Source organism: Ruegeria sp. BHSB064 (assembly GCF_059613205.1).
The window spans coordinates 1-19,018 of sequence record NZ_JBXWSB010000093.1 but is presented as its reverse complement, the minus strand read 5'-3'; the positions used below and the strand labels follow the sequence as shown (position 1 = coordinate 19,018).

Sequence of the window (19,018 nt, the reverse complement as noted above, 5' to 3'; positions counted from 1 at the left end):
TTCCAGAACCAGTGACCCGGCGCAGACCAGCGTCTCTTTATTGGCAAGCGCCAGCGTCGCTCCTTGTTTGAGCGCTTCAATCCCCGGTGCTAGGCCCGCTGAACCCACAATGGCCGACATAACCCAGTCCGCCGGGCGCGCGGCAGCCTCGGCAATTGCACGCGACCCAGCCGCGACCTCTACGCCGCTACCGGCAAGCACGGCGCGCAGGTCGTCCAGCCTATCGTCATACGCAGTCACGGCCAGATCGGCCCCAAGGCGGCGCGCATCGTCGGCCAATTGCTGGATATTCGCACCACCTGTCAAAGCCACAACGTCGTAATCGTTCGGCGCGCGCGCGATCAGGTCGATTGTGTTTTGCCCTATCGATCCTGTGGCCCCCAGAACGGTTACTTTGCGCATTACATCCCACCTGGCGCGTAAAACAGCCCTGCGATCAGAACAAACAACGCGGCACCCATCATGCCGTCAAAGCGATCCAGAAAACCACCGTGGCCCGGGATCAGGTTTGAACTGTCTTTAACGCCAAACTTACGTTTGACCGCGCTTTCGATAATATCACCGATTTGACTTGCCATTGAAGCCAATACCGAAACAACGACAAAAGCGAATCCAAATCCGGCATGCGTTGCAAAGGCGATTCCGACACAGGCCGCTGCAGCCCATCCACCTGCCGTTCCCGACCACGTTTTCTTCGGGCTGACCTTGGGCCAGAATTTGGGACCACCAACCGTTTTGCCAACAAAATATCCGGCCACATCAGTGGCCACGACCACGGCGATTAGCCACACCATCCAGCCAAAGCCAAAGTTTTCGCGGATCGAGATAAAACCCAACCCGGCCCCAACGATCCAGACGGCAAACAGCCCGTACAGAATTTTTGACCGGCTCACCTGCCCCATACCCACCAATGCAGGCGCTACAACAACAGGCAATGTGTACAGCGGTGGCACATGGTAACTGAGCAGAACCGCAGCGCTTGTCAGGATACCCAATTGAATACCTGTGCTCCGGCTGTTCGGCTCAATCATCCGAACCAGCTCCCAGGTCATCAGACCACAGGCTGCGGCGATAAAGGTTTCGAACCAGATACCGCCCAGCCAGACTTCGACGGCACCTATCAAGACCAGTACAGCAGCGGAAAGAACCCGTGCTGTGAGGTCAGACCATCGGCCTTCGCTCATGCCAGCACCGCTCCGAACCGACGTTCTCTGGAGCCGAAGTTGCGACACAAGGCTTCCAGCTCTGCGGCTGTGAAATCCGGCCAAAGCGTATCGATGAATTCGTATTCCGAATAGGCCGATTGCCACAGAAGAAAGTTCGATATCCGTGCTTCGCCACTGGTGCGTATGACAAGGTCCGGATCCGGAAGAACCCGCGTATCCAGATACTTAGGAAGGGTTTCCTCATCCACTTCTTCCGGCTTCAAACGCCCTTCGGCAACATCACGCGCCAGCCGCTTTGTGGCGCGGGCCACCTCATCCCGACCGCCGTAGTTCAACGCTACGGTCAAATGAACGAGGTCGTTGTCCTTCGTTTCCTGTTCCAGAGAATCCATCAACTCGGTCAGCTTTGAATCCAAACGGACCCGATCACCAATGAAGCGAACGCGAATTCCGTTGTCAGCAAGTGTTCGGGTTTCCTTGATGATGTATCGACGGAACAGGTTCATCAGCCCGGCGACCTCAACCTGTGTGCGCTTCCAGTTCTCGGTCGAAAACGCAAACACAGTGAGATATTTGATCCCCAATCCCGGGCAGGCCTCTACCACCTCACGGACACGGCGGGCACCTGCGTGATGACCAAACAGTCTGGGTCGGCCACGCGCCTGTGCCCAGCGACCGTTGCCATCCATGATGATAGCCACGTGGCGCGGGCCGGAAACCGGATCGGTTTGGGGATCTTTGGGCATCAGACCAGCTCAGACCTGCATGATTTCAGATTGCTTGGTCTCAAGCGCGGCGTCGACGGCCTTGATCATTTCATCGGTCAAATCCTGAACTTCGCTTTCCCATAGCTTCTGGTCATCTTCCGACATCCCGTCTGCCTTGGCTTTCTTGATCTGGTCCATTCCGTCACGGCGCACATTGCGGATCGAAACCCGCGCACTTTCCGCATATTGTCCTGCGACCTTGCCAAGCTCGCGCCGACGTTCTTCGTTGAGTTCCGGGATCGGCAACATGATGATGGTGCCATTCAGCTGAGGATTAATGCCAAGTCCGCTTTCACGAATGGCCTTTTCCACCTTACCTACCAATGACTTATCCCACACATTTACAGTCACCATGCGCGGTTCGGGCACGTTCACCGTACCCACCTGATTGATCGGAGTCAGTGAGCCATAGGCGTCAACCATCACAGGCTCGAGCATCGAGGCCGAAGCCCGGCCCGTACGCAGCGAGGCAAATTCCGTTTTCAGATTGGCCATGGCGCCATCCATGCGACGCTTGAGGTCATCGGTGTCCAGTTCGAAGTCGTCAGACATGCTGCTCACTCCCCGTTTTCAGGTACTCTTTGGATGGGTCTTACGCCATCACAATTGGGATGTATAGCAATCATGGTCGGGAATTGTATCGATGGCCAGAGGTGTTGCGACCATTTTGTACCAACTCCACTCCGATCCCCGGCCGGGCACGCCCGCCCGAGGATACAGTAGCCGTCAGATTCAGGCGTTCACATCAACAACAACGCGGCCTTTGACCTGACCCTTCAGTATATCCGCGCCAAGCTGCGGCAGATCCGACAAAGCGGCTGGCTGAACCATTGCCTCCAGCTTATCCATCGGCAGATCGGTCGCGATCCGCTGCCACGCGCGCAGTCGGTTATCGTAGGGTTGCATCACACTGTCGATGCCCAACAGGTTCACGCCCCGCAGCAGGAACGGAATCACAGTGGTAGGCAAGGCCGCGCCTCCGGCCAAACCAACTGCGGCAACTGAACAGCCGTATTTCATCTGCCCCAGAACACGCGCCAACATTTCTCCGCCCACCGCGTCTACACAGCCAGCCCAGGTTTCACTTTCCAACGGGCGTTTGGTGGTCTCATTCAACTCTTCACGGGGCACAATCGTCGTCGCACCAAGCGCTTTCAAATAGTCGCCCGTTTCGGGTCGCCCGGTCACAGCCGCCACCTCATACCCCAGCTTGCCCAGAATGGCTGTGGCCACCGACCCAACACCACCTGCAGCGCCCGTCACCAGAACCGGTCCCCGATCCGGGGTCAGCCCATGATCTTCCAACGCCATCACCGCAAGCATGGCCGTAAACCCGGCCGTACCCACAGCCATGGCCTGACGTGCATCCAGCCCGTCGGGCAGCGGCACCAGCCAGTCCGCCCGCGCATTGGCTTTCTGAGAATAGCCGCCCCAATGCGCCTCGCCCACACGCCAACCGGTCAGAACAACCTTGTCGCCGGGTTTGTATCGCTCATCAGACGAGGCTTCGACCGTACCGGCGTAATCGATACCCGGCACATGCGGATATGCTCGCACCAGCCCACCCCCTTTGGGTGACAGGCACAGACCATCCTTGTAATTCACGGTTGAAAACTCCACCGCCACAGTCACCTCACCATGTGGAAGATCATCCAATGAAAGCTGCTTGACCGATGCACTCGCCAAGCCGCTCTCTTCGTCCTTGTCCATCACCAACGCATTGAACATTCTCAAATCCTTTCGTGTTACCTTGACCAGACCAGTCCTTCACCTGGCCCAAAATACCTCGGGGGAGTCGCGCAGCGACGGGGGCAGCGCCCCCAAACCCTCGTGTTAAATCCAGAAATGCGATTGCACAGTTGCGCGACGCATCCCGTCAGGTACTTCGATATCCAGTTCCGTTCCCGCATCCCAATGGCTCAACCGCACCATTCCGATAGCCACATTGGTTTTGAAATCCGGTGACCAGGCCGCCGACGTTACCTGCCCAACCCACTTTCCGTCCGCGTAAAGGCCCCAGGGTCGGTCGCATCCGGGCACAGGGTCGCCTGCGATGGCAATGGGTCGAATTTGTTGAATGGGTCCCTCTTTTGCCACGCGCAGCAACGCGTCGCGCCCAATGCAACCAATTGCGGTGTTTGTGTTGCAGAACTTGCCCAACCCACATTCGTGCGGCGTGTTATCGTCGGTCATGTCATTGCCATAAGACAACAAACCGCCCTCGATCCGCTCGATCAGGTTCGGACAGCCAGCGCGAACCTGAAGGTCTTCGCCTGCAGCAAACAAAGCGTTCCAAAGGGGCATTCCGATCTCGCTGCCTTCGACATAGATTTCAAACCCACCCTGTTTGGAATACCCCGAACGCGCAATCGCCAGATCGCGCCCTTCAAATTCAAACATATCGAACCTGAAGAATCGGATGTCCCGCACGCGGTCGCCAAACACACGCGCCATAAGCTCGTCCGCCTTGGGGCCTTGAACAGCAAGCGGAGACACGTCCGGTTCATCCACCAACACATCCAAACGGTATCCGACGGCAATCCCTTTGACCCATAGCAACAGGTCACTGTCAGCAATCGAAATCCACCAACGATCTTCAGACAGTTTCACGGCCACCGGATCATTCAGCATTCCACCGGTCTCATCAACGATCGGCACATAGAAACACTGGCCCGGCAACATCCCCCGCAAATCGCGCGGCGTGAGCATCTGCATCAGGCGCGCGGCGTCCGGCCCCCGAAGTTCAACCTGCCGTTCGCAGGCCACATCCCACACCTGTACATGGGTCTTCAAGTGATGGTAGTCCGCCTCAACGCTTTCGAAAACAGTGGGCAATAACATACGGTTATATACCGTATATCCTTTGACGCCCGCCGCTTCGACCCCTTCTGTGAATGGCGTTCGCCTCAGACGGCGAGAAGGAGATATTTGTGGCATTCAATCCTCCTGCGGCATGAAGACTAGATCACTGACCGGCGCTTCAGATCCCGCCTCGGTCAGCATTTTGTGCACCTGGCCCCGGTGGTGGGTCTGGTGGTTGAACATATGGATAACGCAGCGCGCATAAGGCAGTGTCACGTCGGCCTCTTTCGCGGCAGAATACCAGGTGAACGGTCCGGTCAGCGGCTCATCCCCCAAGGTGTTCGCCCATCGGATGATGCGCGCGTCGATCTTTTCTCGCAGGGGTAACCAGGCGGACAGATCAGGGCACAGATACACGCTTTCATGAATGCCACCGCCGGTTCGATGAATGTTGCTTTCCGGTCCATCTGCCTTTTCAAAGCGAGACATCCAAATCCAGTCACCCCATAGCAAATGGTTCACGGTGCCCAGGATCGAGCCAAAAAACGCTCCGCGTTCAAGGACCAGTTCCTCATGCGTTAAAGCTTGCAGAAACTCCGCCAACTGTTTGTTTTGCCAGTGATTGTATTGCGCCATCTCACGCGCATATGCACCGGTGATCATTACTTGGGCCCATGCCAGTCAATTGGACAAATCTCGGCTGACTTGCCACCGAAATCCCAGACCCGTCCATAGTCACGTACTTTCGACTTGGTGCCGCGGGCCACAATAATGTCCGGGCCCATCCAGTATTTCGAGTTCGAGACCATAACAGGATGCTCTGGGTCTTTACCGCCCAGCATCTCAATCTCGCCCTGTATCTTACGGCCAATCATGATGCGGCGCTTGGTCCCGTCGCGTTCGATCTGAACAGGGGCACGCTCGGCCCCGATGATCTCACTGACCAGCATGGTAAACAGCCCTGTGGTTCCCCCGGCCTGCCCGCTGAAAATCTGAAGCAAGCCGTTATACGCCTTGCCACTGGCACGCTCGTCGACATAGGCCGCTACTCTCCATTGGCCTTCGCCCATCCGGCCCGGAATATCGACCAACAAACCTACATTCAGCCCAGACAGATCTTCGCCCTCGTAATGCCCTTCATCGATGATAACGCCCATCCAGGCGTGGCAATGGCCTTCGGTCGGAGGGTGCGCACCCAACGACACAACGCAGGGGCAGAACACATCGCACGAACAGTTCAGGATCAATTCACCTTTGATTGACCATTCCGTTGGGCTCATTTCACGCCGCTTGGGATTCGGCATCCGGCTGTCGATCCGCTGACTGATAGGCAACCGGTCGGCTTCTGGTTTTCTGTTTTTTGCCATTGGCTTAACCTCCGTAGCTAATTGGATAGACGAGCAGGACCAGACCGCCCGCAATCAGTGCAAACCCCATGGGCCGCGTTATCGCGTGCCCGATTTGGGGGAGTTTCTCGAGAACCATGAACAAGGTCGCGAGACCCATCCAAAGCAAGCTCATGACACCGCCCACAAATCCCAGTGCCATGAAACCCCAGCAGCAGCCGACGCAAAACGCGCCCAGGCCCAAACCCATGCGAACGCCGCCCGCGAAGCCGGTTTTCCAATGGCCAAGAAAATAGGTCATCGGGGCGTGGCAAACGCCGTGGCAGACCTCTTTCGCGCGCGTGAACTGAAAGGCCCCCACTGCGATCATCAATCCGCCTGCAACCCAGCCGGACTTGGCGATACCCAGCATATCGACCACACCGCCAAACAGCAAAACCAGCTGAATCCCGGTGATCAGAGCCGCGAATCCAACCCACACGATCGAGTACCCCGCCAACACGCCTAGCCAGCCCGCACGGCTGCCATTGGCGCTGCGGATCAGGTCATCATAGCTGCGCAGGGTTGGTACAAGCGTGGGCAGCATCATTGCCGCCATCATGATCGCCCACATTAAAAACAGCGGGCCGAATTCGGCCATGGGCATATACATGTCCATGCGCGGATCCATGGCCGCCATGGCCTGCCCCATGGGTCCGGGACGGCCGATCAGATCAAGGTCCATGTCCCGGCTCATCGAGAACATGACCCACCACGCCCATAGGATCAGGACATAAAAGCCCAGCCACATTCCGCTGCGCAGCCACGTACGACTCACTTCGGCCTCCCGACTCATCTCCCTTGCTTTTCAAATGTCAGACTTTTAAATGTCAGACAAATAAAAATTTGCCCAAGGTCCTCTTAAGATGAAAGCCGCGCCCCGGAAAACCGCTGACCTGTCCGCTCAGATCGCCCAAGCCATACGGGATGCGATAGTATCAGGTGAGCTGATCGTGGATGCTCGCCTGCCGTCTGAGGCCGAGTTGTCCGATCAATTCCAGGTTTCGCGCCCGACCGTGCGTGAAGCGTTAAAGCGGCTGGCGGCACAATCCCTGATCCGAACACAGCGCGGCGCATCGGGCGGCGCGTTTGTAAATCGGCTGAGTTTTGAGGACGCCTATTCCCAGCAGGTTACAACCTCGACCCTGCTGCTGTCGATGAACGCCGTCAGCTTTGATACCGCCTGCGAGGCGCGCTATGCGCTTGAGCGTGCATGCGCGCCTTTGTCGGCGCAACGACGGACAGCAGATCAATTGGCCACCATGCGGGCCGAGATATTCCGCCAATCTCAACCAGATCTGACAGACGAAGCGTTTTGTGCATCTGATGTAACCTTCCACCGTGCCTTGGTGGATGGAGCTGGAAATCCGGTCCTGTCCTATCAACTGGCCGGGGCGGTCGAGGCGATGCAGCCTCTGATGAACATGATTACGTTCACCGCGCGGTCGCGTGAGGAAATCATCGCGTTGCACAGCAGAATAGCTGACGCGCTTGAGGCTCAGGACGCCGAAACCGTGGATGCCGCATTGAATGATCTGGAACACTACACCCGCCAATTGGCGCAGGACGTGGCCGAGCGTAAACGCAAACCAGCTTAAAGGCGCAACGCGCACTCAGACAACGAAGGGAAGACGAGCAGGCAGAATGTCATCCGGCGTTAAGATCGGAACTCTCAATATGAATTGAATACCAATGACTTACGGGAGGACGTTATGAACACTAGACCGGACCCAACCTTTTACCCATCCGCCAAGCTTGCGATGGAGGGCCCCACTGAAACGCTTGCTTTCACCTTGATGCTAAGCCCGGATTTTTCGCAACCCGACGGGCTGGCGGTTGTGAATGTCGATCCAACATCCGACGACTTTGGGAAGATTGTGCATCAGGTGATCATGCCTGAGAAAGGCGATGAGTTTCACCATTTCGGATGGAATGCCTGTTCGTCCGCCCTGTCACCGCTGACCGGTCACGCCTTTCTGGAACGGCGCTATCTGATCATCCCAGGTATTCGATCCAGCCGGATTTACGTCATCGACGTCAAAAATCCACTTGAGGCGAAGATCCACAAGATCATCGAACCTGAAGAAGTCTTTGCAAAAACGGGATATTCCCGCCCACACACGATCCATTGCGGGCCCGAAGGCATCTATGTCAGCACGCTGGGTGGCGGTGGTGCGGACGGCACTGATGGTCCTCCGGGCATCTTCATCATGGATTGTGAAAGCTTCGAAATCATCGGCCGTTACGAGATCGAGCGCGGCGTGCAGGACAAGCATTATGATTTCTGGTGGAACCTGCCGCGCGACTACATGGTCAGTTCCGAATGGGGTCTGCCCCCGCAATTTGAAAACGGGCTGGTGGCCGAAGATCTGCTTTCGAACAAATATGGCCACCGCATCCACTTCTGGAACCTGCGCAACCGGACCAATATCCAGACGATTGATCTGGGCGAAAACCACCAGATGGCACTGGAAATCCGCCCTGCTCATGACCCTGTCAAACAATACGGATTCTGCGGCGTTGTTGTAGACACCACCAACCTGCAAGGTGCGATCTTCACGTGGTGGCGCAATGATGACGGCACATTCGAAGCCAAGAAAACCATCACCATCGACCCGCAACCAGCTGATCCCGATGATCTGCCAGATTTGCTCAAAGGGTTCTCGGCGGTGCCGCCACTGGTCACTGACATCGACCTTAGCCTTGATGACAAGTACCTCTACGTCTCGTGCTGGGGCACCGGTGAGATGCACCAATACGATGTGTCAGACCCGATGAACCCCAAGCTGGCAGGTATGGTTGAAATCGGGGGGATCGTTAAGAAAACCAAACATCCAAACGGTCAGAGCTTTGGTTACGGCCCGCAAATGGTCGAGATCAGCCGAGACGGTAAGCGCGTCTATTGGACCAACTCGCTCTATTCCACGTGGGACGATCAGTTCTATCCCGGCGAAGGCGGCGCAGCCATGGTCAAGGCGGATGTTGGAGAGAACGGAGGACTGACGCTGGATCCGAACTTCTGGGTGGCGTTCCCCGATGGCTATCGCAGCCACCAGATCCGGTTAGAGGGCGGAGATTGTTCAACCGACAGCTTCTGCTACCCTTCGGTCTGAGTTGGACGTTTTGATGACATCAACGGCCGGCCTCTGGCTGGCCGTTGTTCTCAGCGGTGCCTATCACGGCCTGAACCCCGGCATGGGTTGGCCGCTGGCGGTCTCTTCCGCTCTGATGGAACAGCGCCAGTCCGCGCTCTGGCAAGCGCTAGCCGCGTTGGCAGGCGGGCACTTTTTAGCCATGTTGGGGGTGTTGCTGCCTTTCGCCCTGATGGCCGTCCTGGTCGATTATCAAAAGGAAATCCGGATCGGAGCCGCGTTGATTGTCATCGGAATGGGGTTGTTCATCGCAATCACCCGTCGCCATCCCCGCTTTTTGTCACGGATTCCCCCAAGCAAACTGGCACTCTGGTCATTCCTGGTGGCACTCGCCCATGGGGCTGCCCTGATGCTGGTTCCGATCTATCTGGGCCTCTGTGCTGTGGACGAATTGGACGCGGGGCATCAAGCGATTTCTCAGATCATGTCTACAAACGCGATATTGGTTCTGGGTGTCGCAGCAGTGCACACGGCGGCCATGATTTTCGGCGGTGGGCTTTTGGCCTTTGCGGTCTATCGCTGGTTTGGGCTCCAATTTCTGTCGCGCAGTTGGTTCAATCTGGAGCTTATCTGGGCGCTCAGCCTCGTTCTGGTCGGCGGTCTTGGGCTTTGGTCTGCGATTTAGACGCTTTCCTTTATGCTTCAATGGGCTAGCCTAGTTGCCAAAGATCAAAACTCGCGAGGACCAGATGATAACCACCCTGAATGTGATTGCAGCGCTTCTGACAATCGGTTTTGGCATGTTTGGCTTTCTGGCTCCGGCCCACACAGCATCGGCTTTGGATTTGGCCCCCACCAACAGCACGATGGGCCTGTCCGAGATGCGCGCGTCTGTCGGAGGGTTGTTTGTCGTGACCGGAATCGCGGTGATCTGGCTCAACAACCCCATGGCTTACGTCATGCTCGGCGTTGTCTATTCAGGGGCGGCTTTGGGCCGATTTGTATCGGTCGCTCTGGACAATCCTCCTTTGGCCAAAGCGATGATCTTTGGGGGAATCGAATTGGTTCTGGCTGTTTGGCTCATTGCTGCAAACTTTAACAAGGCGACCTAACCTATTAGGAACGTTAGATTGATTGGGGCACAATCTGAGTTTGCATCTACCCATCGGCTCACCTATATATGGAATGTCCTTCGGGACTATGGACATAAACGCGCTCGTAATAAGCGGATCGGACCCGGGGGCGGTACCCGGCGGCTCCACCAACCATCCTTCGTTTGGGGATTTTGGGGCCGAAACAGGATCGACGAACGTCTAAAGGGGTTAGCTTTGTCTCGGCTGTCTGCCACCGTTATCGGCGAAACTAGTACAATTGCAAACGACAATCGTGCTCCGGTTGCAGTTGCTGCGTAAGCAGTAACAAGACCGAAATCTAAGCCCTTGCGCCTAGCCGCGTAAGGCGGGGTTCGCAGGTACCTGGCAACAGAAACCTGCATTATTCTCTGACATGTCTGACGTTATTCGCCTTTTCAGGGCGCATTCAGAGTTTGTTCATTCCTGCCTGTCATCGTGCGTTGACTTGGACAGGAGAGCTGGGATGACAAATTCAGAGATACTCAGGGCGTGGTATTCCGAAGTTTGGGAAAACGGAAATACCGAGGCAATCGATCAATATTTTGCGCCGGAAACGATGGCCGAAGGGCTGATCCCCGAAATGCAAGTTGGTGCAGATGATTTCCGCGACCTGGTCACCGCGTTCCGCCATATCCTGGGCGACATTAAGGTAGAACTTCCAAAGATTATCGAGAATGGCGATTGGGTGTCAGCCATTTTGAATGTTCGAACCTTCCGCGCCGACAATGGCGCGCCCTTGGAGGTCACGGGACAGGTGATGGCGCGGTTCAAAGGCGACAAGATGGTCGAGGCCTATAATCATTTTGATTTCATCTCGTTCTTTGAAGAGTTAGGTCAGTTTCCATCCGACACTCTGCCCGTTTGCATGACAGGGCAACGTCTGGACTGGGCCTGAACCCAAAGCAATCTTGACCCCAATTGCGCTTGCACGTTAGCAAGCGCCAAGGGGTCCAAATGCGAACACCCCAAGGCGGTGCCGCAAGTTTCGCATCTTTCGGGACTTGCAGGATAAAGTGTTGTGACTTGGCCACCCGACATTGCACAACAGGTCTTAATCCTCGTGGAAGCCATTGATCCTTCGATTTTCGGGAACCGGTCCGAAATTTCGGGCCATTCAACATGAGCGGTTCCGTGACGCCCTCGGTCCCAGAGCTTATTCGCGTCTTTGGCAGGATCGGGCTGCTATCCTTTGGTGGGCCAGCGGCGCAGATATCGCTGATGCATCAGGAACTGGTCGAGCGCAGACCATGGCTGGATGAACAAACTTACCTGCGTGCCCTGTCATTATGCATGTTGCTGCCGGGGCCTGAAGCCATGCAATTGGCCACCTACGCCGGATGGCGATTGCGTGGGGTTTCCGGGGGTCTGATCGCAGGCAGCTTGTTTGTCTTGCCCGGTGCCATAGTCATCGCTGTTTTGGTCGCGCTCTACACCGCATTTGGAGACCTTCCATTGGTGCAATCGGCCTTCATCGGCGTCAAGGCAACCGTCATCGTGATTGTCCTGCAAGCGCTGCGCAACGTTTCGCGGAAGGCTTTGACGGACAAAGACCACTACGTCGTCGCCGTACTTTCATTCCTTAGCATTTTCCTACTGAACCTCCCCTTCCCGCTGATCATCTTCGCGGCCGCGCTGTGGGGGTACACAACTTTCCAAGGCCCATCGGAACCATATAAGCCAAACCAGCAGTCGCACCTGAAACGTTCCCTTCGAACCGTCGCTGTATGGTTACCTCTTTGGCTTGCCCCCTTGGCTGCTTTGACCCTGAGCGGGCATCAACTGCTGAGCGATTTGGGTTGGTTTTTCGCACGGCTTGCCGTCGTCACATTTGGTGGCGCCTATGCCGTGCTGGCCTATATGACCCAGACGGTTGTGGATCAGTATCACTGGATCAGCACAGATCAGATGATCGACGGCTTGGGACTTGCGGAAACCACACCCGGCCCCTTGATTCTGGTCACACAGTTTGTCGCAATGCTTGCAGGAGAGTTAAACGGAGGCTTCGGCCTGGCTCTGGCGGCCGGTGCAGTCGCTCTTTGGGCGACTTTTGTACCGTGTTTCCTCTGGATCTTTCTCGCCGCCCCATACCTTGACAGGCTGGCCGCGCGACCGCGCCTGTCGGCGGCCCTTCATAGCATCACCGCTGCCGTTGTCGGAGTGATTCTCAACCTTTCCGTGTGGTTCGCCCTGAACGTTCTATTCGAATCAGTCCCACACATATCCTGGGGTCCACTGGCAATACCCATGCCACAGCTTTCCCAAATGGATTTCACCGCCTTGGGTTTGACAATTCTGGCTGGGGCCTTGATTTTTCGGCTGAAATTGGGGATGGGCAAAGCGCTGGCCCTGATGTCCATCGCTGGGCTGGCTGCACACACTATATGATCAATCCGGCCATACCTGCCCTTTCGTTTCCGAACAAAAGCCCTATGCTGGGCATAACCACTTTTGAGGATAACACATGTCGCAAGGCATCGATTACGGCAACCTGATGCACTCCGCCATGCGCGGACTCATTAAAAAAGTGCTGACGGATGTTTCCGAAACCGGTCTACCCGGCGCGCATCATTTCTTTATCACCTTCGACACGCGCGAGGACGGTGTAGACATCGCTGACTGGTTGCGTGAAAGGTATCCGGAAGAAATGACTATCGTCATGCAACACTGGTTCGAAAACCTTGAAGTTGGCGAATCCGGTTTTGCCATAACGCTGAATTTCGGCGACGCGCCTGAACCGCTGTACATCCCCTATGCCGCGATCAAAACTTTCGTGGATCCGTCTGTTGAATTTGGCCTGCGCTTTGAAAGCCCCGAGGGCGAGGTCGACGACGATCATATCATGGAAGAGTCGATCGAAGTCGAAGAGGAAGAGCCACATCACGATGCAGACGTGGTTTCACTCGACAGTTTCCGAAAGTAACCAGCTCAACCCCGCCACGTGCGGGGTTATTTCTTTTGCAGAAATGTTTCGACTGACCGGGATTTCACACCGTCTATGAAACGCGAAAAGGACAGGTTCAGCCCGCCTTCTGCAAGCGTGCGATCAAATTGCTGCAGTTCGTATCCGCCATCCTGATCGATGAACAACGAAAACACGGTCAGCGTATCGCCCACGATTCGGCCCCAGACAAACGGTTCCCCTTTCATCGGGTCTAACGGCACTTCGTGGCCAAAAACATTGCGCTTCATTGCGGCCGAAAACAAATCCCCGCGGCCCGACGGCACAAAGTCGATAGAAAACTTCTGTTCCTTAACGCGCCCGTCCAATTTGTATGTCGTGGTCCGCCAACTGACATTGAACCCACTTTTGGTTTCAATAATGGAAACGCTCATGTCCCGCGGAGTCGCGGTACCATCCGCATCCACAACGTCAGCAGACCCGATATAGTCCCCAACAAACGGCGCAACGTCCTGAGCACGCGCGGAATCGCTGAATACGGACAGCCACAATGCGCAAATGGCAAAGATCGTGACGGCTTTTGCAAGCGCAAGACGATGGAAATTTGGCATTTTGTCCTCCACGGCGTTCACCTTCTTATTGTAGCCCACAGAGGCCCACGCACAATGGCACTTTCCCCGGCTTTCTTATGTAAAGTGACGCACCCCGCCACCTATACCTTTGCGATACCTCTGGCTATGGTGCGCGCAACTGGCCGATTGCGTCACGGCTTTGCTGCGGCTAAACGGCATACAACTGCATACCAGACGGAGTGACCGATGTCTCAGACCCGCACCGAATCCGACAGCTTTGGCCCGCTAGAGGTTCCTGCCGACAAATACTGGGGCGCGCAGACGCAGCGCTCGATTATGAATTTCCCGATCGGTTGGGAAAAACAGCCCGTCGCTATCGTCCGCGCGCTGGGCGTAATCAAAAAAGCCTGCGCGATGCAGAACAAGGCCACCGGCAAGCTGGACGCCAAGATCGCCGACGCAATCATCCAAGCTGCAGGTGAAGTGATCGAGGGCAAGTTTGATGACAACTTCCCACTGGTTGTCTGGCAGACCGGCTCGGGCACGCAGTCGAACATGAACTCGAACGAGGTCATCGCAAACCGCGCCATCGAAATCCTGGGTGGTGTGATCGGTTCAAAAGACCCGGTGCATCCGAACGATCACTGCAACATGGGTCAGTCATCGAACGACACCTTCCCCACTGCCATGCATGTGGCAACCGCGACCAGCGTGCGTGACGTGCTGCTTCCTGGGCTCGAAAAACTGGCGGCAGGGCTGGAACAGAAGGCCGAAGAGTTCAAAGACATCATCAAAATCGGGCGGACCCACACGCAGGACGCGACACCCCTGACGCTGGGACAGGAGTTCAGCGGTTACGCCCATCAGATTCGCCAGGGTATTGCCCGTGTTCACGCAGCCATGCCTGGGATTTACGAACTGGCGCAAGGCGGTACTGCTGTTGGCACAGGGTTGAACACTCAGCACGGTTGGAGCGAGGCCGTCGCAGGCCATATGGCCGATATCACCGGCCTGCCCTTTGTCACCGCGCCGAACAAGTTCGAGGCGCTTGCCGCTCATGACGCCATGGTCTTCCTGTCGGGCGCTTTGGCGACGATTGCAGGCAGCTGCTACAAGATTGCAAACGATATTCGTTTCCTGGGCTCGGGCCCGCGGTCGGGTCTGGGCGAACTGATCCTGCCCGAGAACGAACCCGGTTCGTCGATCATGCCAGGCAAGGTGAACCCCACACAGGCCGAAGCGTTGACCCAGGTCGCCGCCCACGTGATGGGCAACAACGCTGCGATGACTTTCGCAGGCAGCCAGGGTCATTTCGAGCTGAACGTTTACAACCCGATGATGTCTTACAACCTGCTGCAGTCGATCCAGCTGTTGGGCGATGCATCTGACAGCTTTACCGAGCGGATGCTGATGGGCATCAAGGCCAACGAGCCACGCATCGACAAGCTGATGAAGGAATCACTGATGTTGGTCACGGCGTTGGCGCCGACCATCGGTTATGACAACGCCACAACGGTTGCCAAGACGGCGCATAAGAACGGCACAACCCTCAAGGAAGAGGCCATCGCGCTGGGCTTTGTGGACGAGGCGACCTTTGACGCCGTCGTTCGCCCCGAACAGATGATCGGCCCGAAAGACTGATGGGCAAGCCGGTTAACCTGAACCGGTATCGTAAAGAAAAAGCGCGGGCTGAAAAGAAAGCCCGCGCGGATCAGAATGCTGTCGCATTCGGGCGCACAAAGGCCGAGAAAAAAACCGTCAAGTTCGAACAGGACAAGCTGAAGCGCGACCTCGACAATCGCGAGTTGGACGAATGAGCGGCCGCCCGATCAAGCGCTCGCTGACTCTCAAGGGACATCGAACATCCGTGTCGCTTGAAGATGAGTTCTGGCGGGCCTTTCGCGACATAGCGTCTGAAAAACAACTCCCTATCAACGTTTTGGCCGCTGAAATTGATGTTGAACGCGATCCTGAAACGGGCCTTGCATCGGCCATTCGGGTCTTCATTTTGAAATGGTATCAGAACAAGGTCTGAACCATGTTTCCCACGTTGCTTTCAACAGTGAAGTTAAAACAGCACCGCGCACAATTTAAGCGCTACAACATCATTGTTTCCCAATTCCCCTGAGTCGTTTTCAAGGAACGCTCAATTTTCAGGCACTGAAGAAAACCACGCCAGTTCGTCGCCGCTTCGTTTTTTGCTTCCAAGATTTCGCAAAGACGATCAATCGCGCGTCTCAAGGCTGCGGCATCAAAAGCCATGACAACAAAGCGACGCAACCACCTGATCGCGAAACACAAATACCAGATCTACAGAAGATGTGGTGCCCAAGGAGAGACTCGAACTCTCACGCCCGTGAAGGCGGGGGATTTTGAATCCCCTGCGTCTACCATTCCGCCACTTGGGCCACGAACACTGAATTAGCGCCCAAGCGCAGGAAGGTCCAGAGGCAAAAAACACCCCATATTCCATTTGTTTCTTTCTGGGCGGTTGACGGTCCGTCAGGTGCATGGTTTGGCTTCTTGGGGCCGCAAACGGGATTTGAGTACTGTATATGTTACGATCGCTTTATGACTGGACCATTCGTCTGGCCGAACACCCCCATGCCCTGTGGGCCTTGGCCATTGTCGCCTTCATCGAAAGCTCGTTTTTTCCGATTCCCCCTGACGTCCTGATGATCCCGATGATTCTGGCCCGTCCGTCGCGTGCTTGGCTCATTGCGACCGTTGCGCTGGTGGCCTCGGTTCTGGGCGGGTTGCTGGGCTATGCAATTGGTGCGTTTTTCTATGAAAGCATCGGTCAGCCCATTCTGGAGTCGATGGGCAAGGCGCACGCGATGGAAGAATTCAACACGCGCTTCAACGATTTCGGGTTCTGGGCTGTGCTGGCCGCAGGTGTGACGCCCTTCCCTTACAAAGTCATCACTATCATGTCCGGCTGGACCGGAATGCCGCTAGGCACCTTCATCGCTACATCGATTCTGGCGCGAGCCATGCGATTCTTTCTGGTTGCCGGCCTGCTTTGGGGCTTCGGCGAGCCGATCCGGGACTTTATCGAAAAGCGTCTGGGGCTTATGTTCACGCTGTTCATCATCCTTCTTTTCGGCGGGTTCGTGGCGGTTAAATATCTATGACAAGACAATCCGGACTTGTGGCTTTGGCCACGATTGGCTCAGCAGCTCTGTTGTTGGCTGCGTTTGGCTTTCAGCACCTGGGTGGGCTTGCCCCCTGCAAGATGTGCATCTGGCAGCGCTATCCCCATGCCGTGGCTATCGCGGTCGGAGCAGTGGCGCTGGCTTTGCCAAGATTTAGCATCCTGCCGTTGCTAGGTGCAGCAGCAGCCGCGACAACCGCAGCCATCGGTGTTTTTCACGCCGGTGTCGAACAAGGTTGGTGGGAAGGCCCCAGCAGCTGCACCTCGGGCGATATCAGCGGTTTGAGCACCGATGACCTGTTCGATCAGATCATGAACGCGCCGCTGGTTCGCTGTGACGATATCCCGTGGGAGATGTTCGGCATCTCGATGGCGGGCTGGAACGCCATCGCCTCGGCTGTTCTGATGCTGATCTGGATCGCAGCCTGGCGAGCGCGCGCTTAAAACTCGTCCAGTTCTGCATCCCAATACAGGAAGTCGATCCAGCTTTCGTGCAGGTGGTTCGGCGGAAACTTCCGTCCGATATTGCGCAGCGCCTCGGCGTCAGGCTGACGCGGCGGTTTGCGTAATGTCATCCCCGCCTGTCGCAGCGATTTGGACCCTTTACGCAGGTTGCAGGGGCTACAGGCCGCCACCACGTTCTGCCAGCTGGTCACGCCGCCTGCCGCGCGTGGCACCACGTGGTCAAATGTCAGGTTATCGCGGCTGCCGCAGTACTGGCAGCGGAATTCATCCCGCAGAAATAAATTAAAGCGCGTGAAGGCCACGCGCTTTCTGGGTTTTACATAGTCTTTCAAAACAACGACCGAGGGTATTCGAATCTCGGTGCTCGGGCTTCGGACGACCTCGTCATATTCGGCCACGATGTCGACCCGATCCAGCCAGGCCGCTTTGATCGCCTCTTGCCAGGGCCACAATGACAGCGGGTAATAGGACAAGGGGCGGTAATCGGCGTTCAAAACCAGGGCCGGGTGTTGTTTGAGCATACCCGGCTCTCTTACAAATTCGGTCCTGAAATCTCCGTCCATCACAGAATCGCTCCTCGCTCTCAGCTGCCCGTTTGTGACACCAGAGCGGGGAGCACCCGCCCCGGCCTTAAGATAACTATATATCGTGTTAAAACTCTGACAAGCCCTGAGTTTCCACAATATGTCGCAGACTGGGTAAGCCGAATCTGTGACAGGTGCATGACACTTATCCACAGCTTGCGTTGGGTGCGTCCTTCGGGCTATGCGCGGGTCATGTCCTGGTTCATTCGCTTCAACAAACCGTATGACGTGCTGCCGCAGTTCACCGACCGCGCCAATGCCGAAAGTCCGCGTAGCACGCTGTCTGATTTCATCGACCTGCCGGGTGTCTACCCCGCCGGTCGACTGGACCGTGACAGCGAAGGTTTGATGCTGCTGACGGATCATGGGAAGCTGCAAGCCCAGATATCCGACCCGAAGCATAAGATGGCCAAGACTTATTGGGTTCAGGTCGAAGGCATCCCTGATGAGGCCGCTTTGAAAGCCCTGCGCAACGGGGTTGAGTTGAAGGATGGCCTGACGCGACCCGCAAAGGCGCGGCAGATGGATGAGCCCGATGGGCTCTGGCCTCGTACCCCGCCTATCCGCGAACGCAAGACCGTTCCCGACAGTTGGCTGGAATTGACCATCCGCGAGGGCAAGAACCGGCAGGTGCGGCGGATGACGGCAGCAGTGGGTCTGCCGACCCTGCGCCTTATCCGCTATCGCGTCGGAGACTGGACCCTTGAAGACTTAGAGCCCGGTCAATGGGACAGCCTGCCGATGCCGACGCTGAATGCCGCGCCTCAGCGCAAACGAGACCGACGCCCCCGCCGGTGACAAAACCTGCCCTGTTCTGTTACACTTGGGGCATGAAACTCACGCCAGACATACCTGCCCCGTCTGCCATTCTGGAGGCAGCACTTTATGCTGACGATCTGGATGCTGCGGAACAGTTTTACGGCGAGATTCTGAATCTTGAGCGGATTCAGCGTGTCGACAATCGCCATGTTTTCTTCCGCATTGGCGGATCAGTTCTGC

25 protein-coding genes, 1 tRNA gene, 1 other RNA gene and 1 pseudogene are annotated in these 19,018 nt (G+C 56.3%); 15 read left to right on the top strand and 13 right to left on the bottom strand.

What is annotated here, in order from left to right:
- The 9 genes and pseudogenes from AC2FNU_RS18515 to AC2FNU_RS18475 form a co-directional block, all read right to left on the bottom strand.
- A pseudogene (locus AC2FNU_RS18515) lies at positions 1-402 on the bottom strand (1-deoxy-D-xylulose-5-phosphate reductoisomerase); the annotation flags it as partial.
- Positions 402-1,184, bottom strand: coding sequence for a phosphatidate cytidylyltransferase (locus AC2FNU_RS18510; RefSeq protein ID WP_496791299.1), 783 nt, complete (start codon positions 1,182-1,184; stop codon positions 402-404). The gene AC2FNU_RS18510 and the pseudogene AC2FNU_RS18515, both read right to left, overlap by 1 nt.
- The gene (gene uppS / locus AC2FNU_RS18505; protein WP_496791298.1) at positions 1,181-1,912 is read right to left on the bottom strand and encodes an undecaprenyl pyrophosphate synthase; all 732 of its coding nucleotides are present in this window, start codon (positions 1,910-1,912) and stop codon (positions 1,181-1,183) included. Before uppS ends, AC2FNU_RS18510 begins: the two co-directional genes overlap by 4 nt.
- 9 nt (positions 1,913-1,921) lie before the next feature.
- Complete coding sequence (frr, locus tag AC2FNU_RS18500) at positions 1,922-2,485, bottom strand: ribosome recycling factor (RefSeq protein WP_171183306.1); 564 nt, start codon at positions 2,483-2,485, stop codon at positions 1,922-1,924.
- Between the two features lie 180 nt (positions 2,486-2,665).
- Positions 2,666-3,661, bottom strand: a complete 996-nt coding sequence (acuI, locus tag AC2FNU_RS18495; RefSeq protein ID WP_496791293.1) for an acryloyl-CoA reductase — start codon at positions 3,659-3,661, stop codon at positions 2,666-2,668.
- A gap of 105 nt (positions 3,662-3,766) precedes the next feature.
- A complete protein-coding gene (locus AC2FNU_RS18490) occupies positions 3,767-4,870 on the bottom strand; it encodes a dimethylsulfoniopropionate demethylase (protein ID WP_496791291.1) in 1,104 nt (367 codons plus the stop codon).
- Positions 4,871-5,398 carry a DinB family protein gene (locus tag AC2FNU_RS18485; protein WP_496791287.1) on the bottom strand — a complete coding sequence of 176 codons (528 nt, stop codon included), beginning with the start codon at positions 5,396-5,398 and terminating at the stop codon, positions 4,871-4,873.
- Complete coding sequence (locus AC2FNU_RS18480; RefSeq protein WP_496791283.1) at positions 5,398-6,102, bottom strand: DUF1326 domain-containing protein; 705 nt, start codon at positions 6,100-6,102, stop codon at positions 5,398-5,400. Before AC2FNU_RS18480 ends, AC2FNU_RS18485 begins: the two co-directional genes overlap by 1 nt.
- A 4-nt stretch (positions 6,103-6,106) precedes the next feature.
- Positions 6,107-6,871 (bottom strand): DUF2182 domain-containing protein, encoded by a 765-nt coding sequence (locus AC2FNU_RS18475; protein ID WP_496791307.1) that lies wholly within the window; start codon positions 6,869-6,871, stop codon positions 6,107-6,109.
- Positions 6,872-6,986: 115 nt separating this feature from the next.
- Here AC2FNU_RS18475 and AC2FNU_RS18470 point away from each other — a divergent pair, with 115 nt between their 5' ends.
- The 8 genes from AC2FNU_RS18470 to AC2FNU_RS18435 all read left to right on the top strand — a co-directional run bounded on the left by AC2FNU_RS18470 (position 6,987) and on the right by AC2FNU_RS18435 (position 13,265).
- Positions 6,987-7,718, top strand: a complete 732-nt coding sequence (locus AC2FNU_RS18470) for a FadR/GntR family transcriptional regulator (RefSeq protein WP_496791280.1) — start codon at positions 6,987-6,989, stop codon at positions 7,716-7,718.
- 114 nt (positions 7,719-7,832) lie between these two features.
- Entirely contained in the window at positions 7,833-9,233 is a 1,401-nt protein-coding gene (locus AC2FNU_RS18465; protein WP_496791279.1) for a selenium-binding protein SBP56-related protein, read from the top strand.
- Between the two features lie 13 nt (positions 9,234-9,246).
- Positions 9,247-9,897, top strand: a complete 651-nt coding sequence (locus tag AC2FNU_RS18460; RefSeq protein ID WP_496791276.1) for a hypothetical protein — start codon at positions 9,247-9,249, stop codon at positions 9,895-9,897.
- A 64-nt stretch (positions 9,898-9,961) separates the two neighbouring features.
- The gene (locus AC2FNU_RS18455; protein WP_496791272.1) at positions 9,962-10,324 is read left to right on the top strand and encodes a DUF4345 family protein; all 363 of its coding nucleotides are present in this window, start codon (positions 9,962-9,964) and stop codon (positions 10,322-10,324) included.
- Between the two features lie 36 nt (positions 10,325-10,360).
- Positions 10,361-10,708: a transfer-messenger RNA gene (gene ssrA / locus AC2FNU_RS18450) on the top strand.
- Between the two features lie 100 nt (positions 10,709-10,808).
- Entirely contained in the window at positions 10,809-11,240 is a 432-nt protein-coding gene (locus AC2FNU_RS18445) for an ester cyclase (protein ID WP_171183320.1), read from the top strand.
- A 224-nt stretch (positions 11,241-11,464) separates the two neighbouring features.
- Positions 11,465-12,730, top strand: a complete 1,266-nt coding sequence (gene chrA / locus AC2FNU_RS18440) for a chromate efflux transporter (RefSeq protein ID WP_496791266.1) — start codon at positions 11,465-11,467, stop codon at positions 12,728-12,730.
- A gap of 76 nt (positions 12,731-12,806) precedes the next feature.
- Positions 12,807-13,265, top strand: a complete 459-nt coding sequence (locus AC2FNU_RS18435; RefSeq protein ID WP_496791263.1) for an SspB family protein — start codon at positions 12,807-12,809, stop codon at positions 13,263-13,265.
- A 26-nt stretch (positions 13,266-13,291) separates the two neighbouring features.
- Here AC2FNU_RS18435 and AC2FNU_RS18430 read toward each other — a convergent pair whose 3' ends face one another.
- Positions 13,292-13,855: a hypothetical protein gene (locus AC2FNU_RS18430; RefSeq protein WP_496791259.1), complete on the bottom strand. Its 564-nt coding sequence runs from the start codon at positions 13,853-13,855 to the stop codon at positions 13,292-13,294.
- A 207-nt stretch (positions 13,856-14,062) separates the two neighbouring features.
- Between AC2FNU_RS18430 and fumC the strand changes: the two genes are divergently transcribed.
- Genes fumC through AC2FNU_RS18415 form a run of 3 tightly spaced genes read left to right on the top strand, consistent with a single transcriptional unit; the run spans position 14,063 to position 15,851 of the window.
- A complete protein-coding gene (fumC, locus tag AC2FNU_RS18425) occupies positions 14,063-15,457 on the top strand; it encodes a class II fumarate hydratase (protein WP_496791255.1) in 1,395 nt (464 codons plus the stop codon).
- Positions 15,457-15,633 (top strand): DUF4169 family protein, encoded by a 177-nt coding sequence (locus tag AC2FNU_RS18420; protein WP_496791253.1) that lies wholly within the window; start codon positions 15,457-15,459, stop codon positions 15,631-15,633. The genes fumC and AC2FNU_RS18420 overlap by 1 nt, the downstream gene beginning before the upstream one ends.
- Positions 15,630-15,851, top strand: a complete 222-nt coding sequence (locus tag AC2FNU_RS18415) for a ribbon-helix-helix domain-containing protein (protein ID WP_496791251.1) — start codon at positions 15,630-15,632, stop codon at positions 15,849-15,851. The genes AC2FNU_RS18420 and AC2FNU_RS18415 overlap by 4 nt, the downstream gene beginning before the upstream one ends.
- A 62-nt stretch (positions 15,852-15,913) precedes the next feature.
- Here the strand turns inward: AC2FNU_RS18415 and AC2FNU_RS18410 are convergent, their stop codons facing one another.
- Together AC2FNU_RS18410 and AC2FNU_RS18405 are read right to left on the bottom strand one after the other, a co-directional pair.
- Positions 15,914-16,078, bottom strand: coding sequence for a hypothetical protein (locus AC2FNU_RS18410; RefSeq protein ID WP_496791247.1), 165 nt, complete (start codon positions 16,076-16,078; stop codon positions 15,914-15,916).
- 60 nt (positions 16,079-16,138) lie between these two features.
- Positions 16,139-16,224 (bottom strand) — tRNA-Leu (locus AC2FNU_RS18405).
- Between the two features lie 147 nt (positions 16,225-16,371).
- On the opposite strand from AC2FNU_RS18405, the gene AC2FNU_RS18400 reads away from it, so the two are divergent.
- Together AC2FNU_RS18400 and AC2FNU_RS18395 are read left to right on the top strand one after the other, a co-directional pair.
- Positions 16,372-16,950 (top strand): YqaA family protein, encoded by a 579-nt coding sequence (locus AC2FNU_RS18400; RefSeq protein WP_480799655.1) that lies wholly within the window; start codon positions 16,372-16,374, stop codon positions 16,948-16,950.
- Positions 16,947-17,414 (top strand): disulfide bond formation protein B, encoded by a 468-nt coding sequence (locus tag AC2FNU_RS18395; protein WP_496791241.1) that lies wholly within the window; start codon positions 16,947-16,949, stop codon positions 17,412-17,414. Before AC2FNU_RS18400 ends, AC2FNU_RS18395 begins: the two co-directional genes overlap by 4 nt.
- On the opposite strand, the gene AC2FNU_RS18390 is transcribed toward AC2FNU_RS18395, so the two are convergent.
- A complete protein-coding gene (locus tag AC2FNU_RS18390) occupies positions 17,411-17,998 on the bottom strand; it encodes an HNH endonuclease (RefSeq protein WP_171090203.1) in 588 nt (195 codons plus the stop codon). The two genes, AC2FNU_RS18395 and AC2FNU_RS18390, sit on opposite strands and share 4 nt — an antisense overlap.
- A gap of 213 nt (positions 17,999-18,211) precedes the next feature.
- Here AC2FNU_RS18390 and AC2FNU_RS18385 point away from each other — a divergent pair, with 213 nt between their 5' ends.
- Positions 18,212-18,817 carry an rRNA large subunit pseudouridine synthase E gene (locus tag AC2FNU_RS18385; RefSeq protein WP_496791306.1) on the top strand — a complete coding sequence of 202 codons (606 nt, stop codon included), beginning with the start codon at positions 18,212-18,214 and terminating at the stop codon, positions 18,815-18,817.
- Between the two features lie 32 nt (positions 18,818-18,849).
- A partial coding sequence (locus AC2FNU_RS18380) for a VOC family protein (RefSeq protein WP_496791304.1) occupies positions 18,850-19,018 on the top strand: 169 nt, incomplete at its 3' end.

What these genes read in the sequence shown, in the direction of transcription:
- AC2FNU_RS18480 (WP_496791283.1), bottom strand. Translation starts at nt 6,102, where the DNA reads ATGGCAAAAAACAGAAAACCAGAAGCCGACCGGTTGCCTATCAGTCAG.
- fumC (WP_496791255.1), top strand. Translation starts at nt 14,063, where the DNA reads ATGTCTCAGACCCGCACCGAATCCGACAGCTTTGGCCCGCTAGAGGTT.
- AC2FNU_RS18435 (WP_496791263.1), top strand. Translation starts at nt 12,807, where the DNA reads ATGTCGCAAGGCATCGATTACGGCAACCTGATGCACTCCGCCATGCGC.
- AC2FNU_RS18510 (WP_496791299.1), bottom strand. Translation starts at nt 1,184, where the DNA reads ATGAGCGAAGGCCGATGGTCTGACCTCACAGCACGGGTTCTTTCCGCT.
- acuI (WP_496791293.1), bottom strand. Translation starts at nt 3,661, where the DNA reads ATGTTCAATGCGTTGGTGATGGACAAGGACGAAGAGAGCGGCTTGGCG.
- uppS (WP_496791298.1), bottom strand. Translation starts at nt 1,912, where the DNA reads ATGCCCAAAGATCCCCAAACCGATCCGGTTTCCGGCCCGCGCCACGTG.
- AC2FNU_RS18390 (WP_171090203.1), bottom strand. Translation starts at nt 17,998, where the DNA reads ATGGACGGAGATTTCAGGACCGAATTTGTAAGAGAGCCGGGTATGCTC.
- AC2FNU_RS18410 (WP_496791247.1), bottom strand. Translation starts at nt 16,078, where the DNA reads ATGGCTTTTGATGCCGCAGCCTTGAGACGCGCGATTGATCGTCTTTGC.
- AC2FNU_RS18430 (WP_496791259.1), bottom strand. Translation starts at nt 13,855, where the DNA reads ATGCCAAATTTCCATCGTCTTGCGCTTGCAAAAGCCGTCACGATCTTT.
- chrA (WP_496791266.1), top strand. Translation starts at nt 11,465, where the DNA reads ATGAGCGGTTCCGTGACGCCCTCGGTCCCAGAGCTTATTCGCGTCTTT.
- AC2FNU_RS18415 (WP_496791251.1), top strand. Translation starts at nt 15,630, where the DNA reads ATGAGCGGCCGCCCGATCAAGCGCTCGCTGACTCTCAAGGGACATCGA.
- AC2FNU_RS18400 (WP_480799655.1), top strand. Translation starts at nt 16,372, where the DNA reads ATGTTACGATCGCTTTATGACTGGACCATTCGTCTGGCCGAACACCCC.
- AC2FNU_RS18475 (WP_496791307.1), bottom strand. Translation starts at nt 6,871, where the DNA reads ATGTGGCTGGGCTTTTATGTCCTGATCCTATGGGCGTGGTGGGTCATG.
- AC2FNU_RS18490 (WP_496791291.1), bottom strand. Translation starts at nt 4,870, where the DNA reads ATGCCACAAATATCTCCTTCTCGCCGTCTGAGGCGAACGCCATTCACA.
- AC2FNU_RS18455 (WP_496791272.1), top strand. Translation starts at nt 9,962, where the DNA reads ATGATAACCACCCTGAATGTGATTGCAGCGCTTCTGACAATCGGTTTT.
- AC2FNU_RS18395 (WP_496791241.1), top strand. Translation starts at nt 16,947, where the DNA reads ATGACAAGACAATCCGGACTTGTGGCTTTGGCCACGATTGGCTCAGCA.
- AC2FNU_RS18385 (WP_496791306.1), top strand. Translation starts at nt 18,212, where the DNA reads ATGTCCTGGTTCATTCGCTTCAACAAACCGTATGACGTGCTGCCGCAG.
- AC2FNU_RS18460 (WP_496791276.1), top strand. Translation starts at nt 9,247, where the DNA reads ATGACATCAACGGCCGGCCTCTGGCTGGCCGTTGTTCTCAGCGGTGCC.
- AC2FNU_RS18485 (WP_496791287.1), bottom strand. Translation starts at nt 5,398, where the DNA reads ATGATCACCGGTGCATATGCGCGTGAGATGGCGCAATACAATCACTGG.
- frr (WP_171183306.1), bottom strand. Translation starts at nt 2,485, where the DNA reads ATGTCTGACGACTTCGAACTGGACACCGATGACCTCAAGCGTCGCATG.
- AC2FNU_RS18420 (WP_496791253.1), top strand. Translation starts at nt 15,457, where the DNA reads ATGGGCAAGCCGGTTAACCTGAACCGGTATCGTAAAGAAAAAGCGCGG.
- AC2FNU_RS18465 (WP_496791279.1), top strand. Translation starts at nt 7,833, where the DNA reads ATGAACACTAGACCGGACCCAACCTTTTACCCATCCGCCAAGCTTGCG.
- AC2FNU_RS18470 (WP_496791280.1), top strand. Translation starts at nt 6,987, where the DNA reads ATGAAAGCCGCGCCCCGGAAAACCGCTGACCTGTCCGCTCAGATCGCC.
- AC2FNU_RS18445 (WP_171183320.1), top strand. Translation starts at nt 10,809, where the DNA reads ATGACAAATTCAGAGATACTCAGGGCGTGGTATTCCGAAGTTTGGGAA.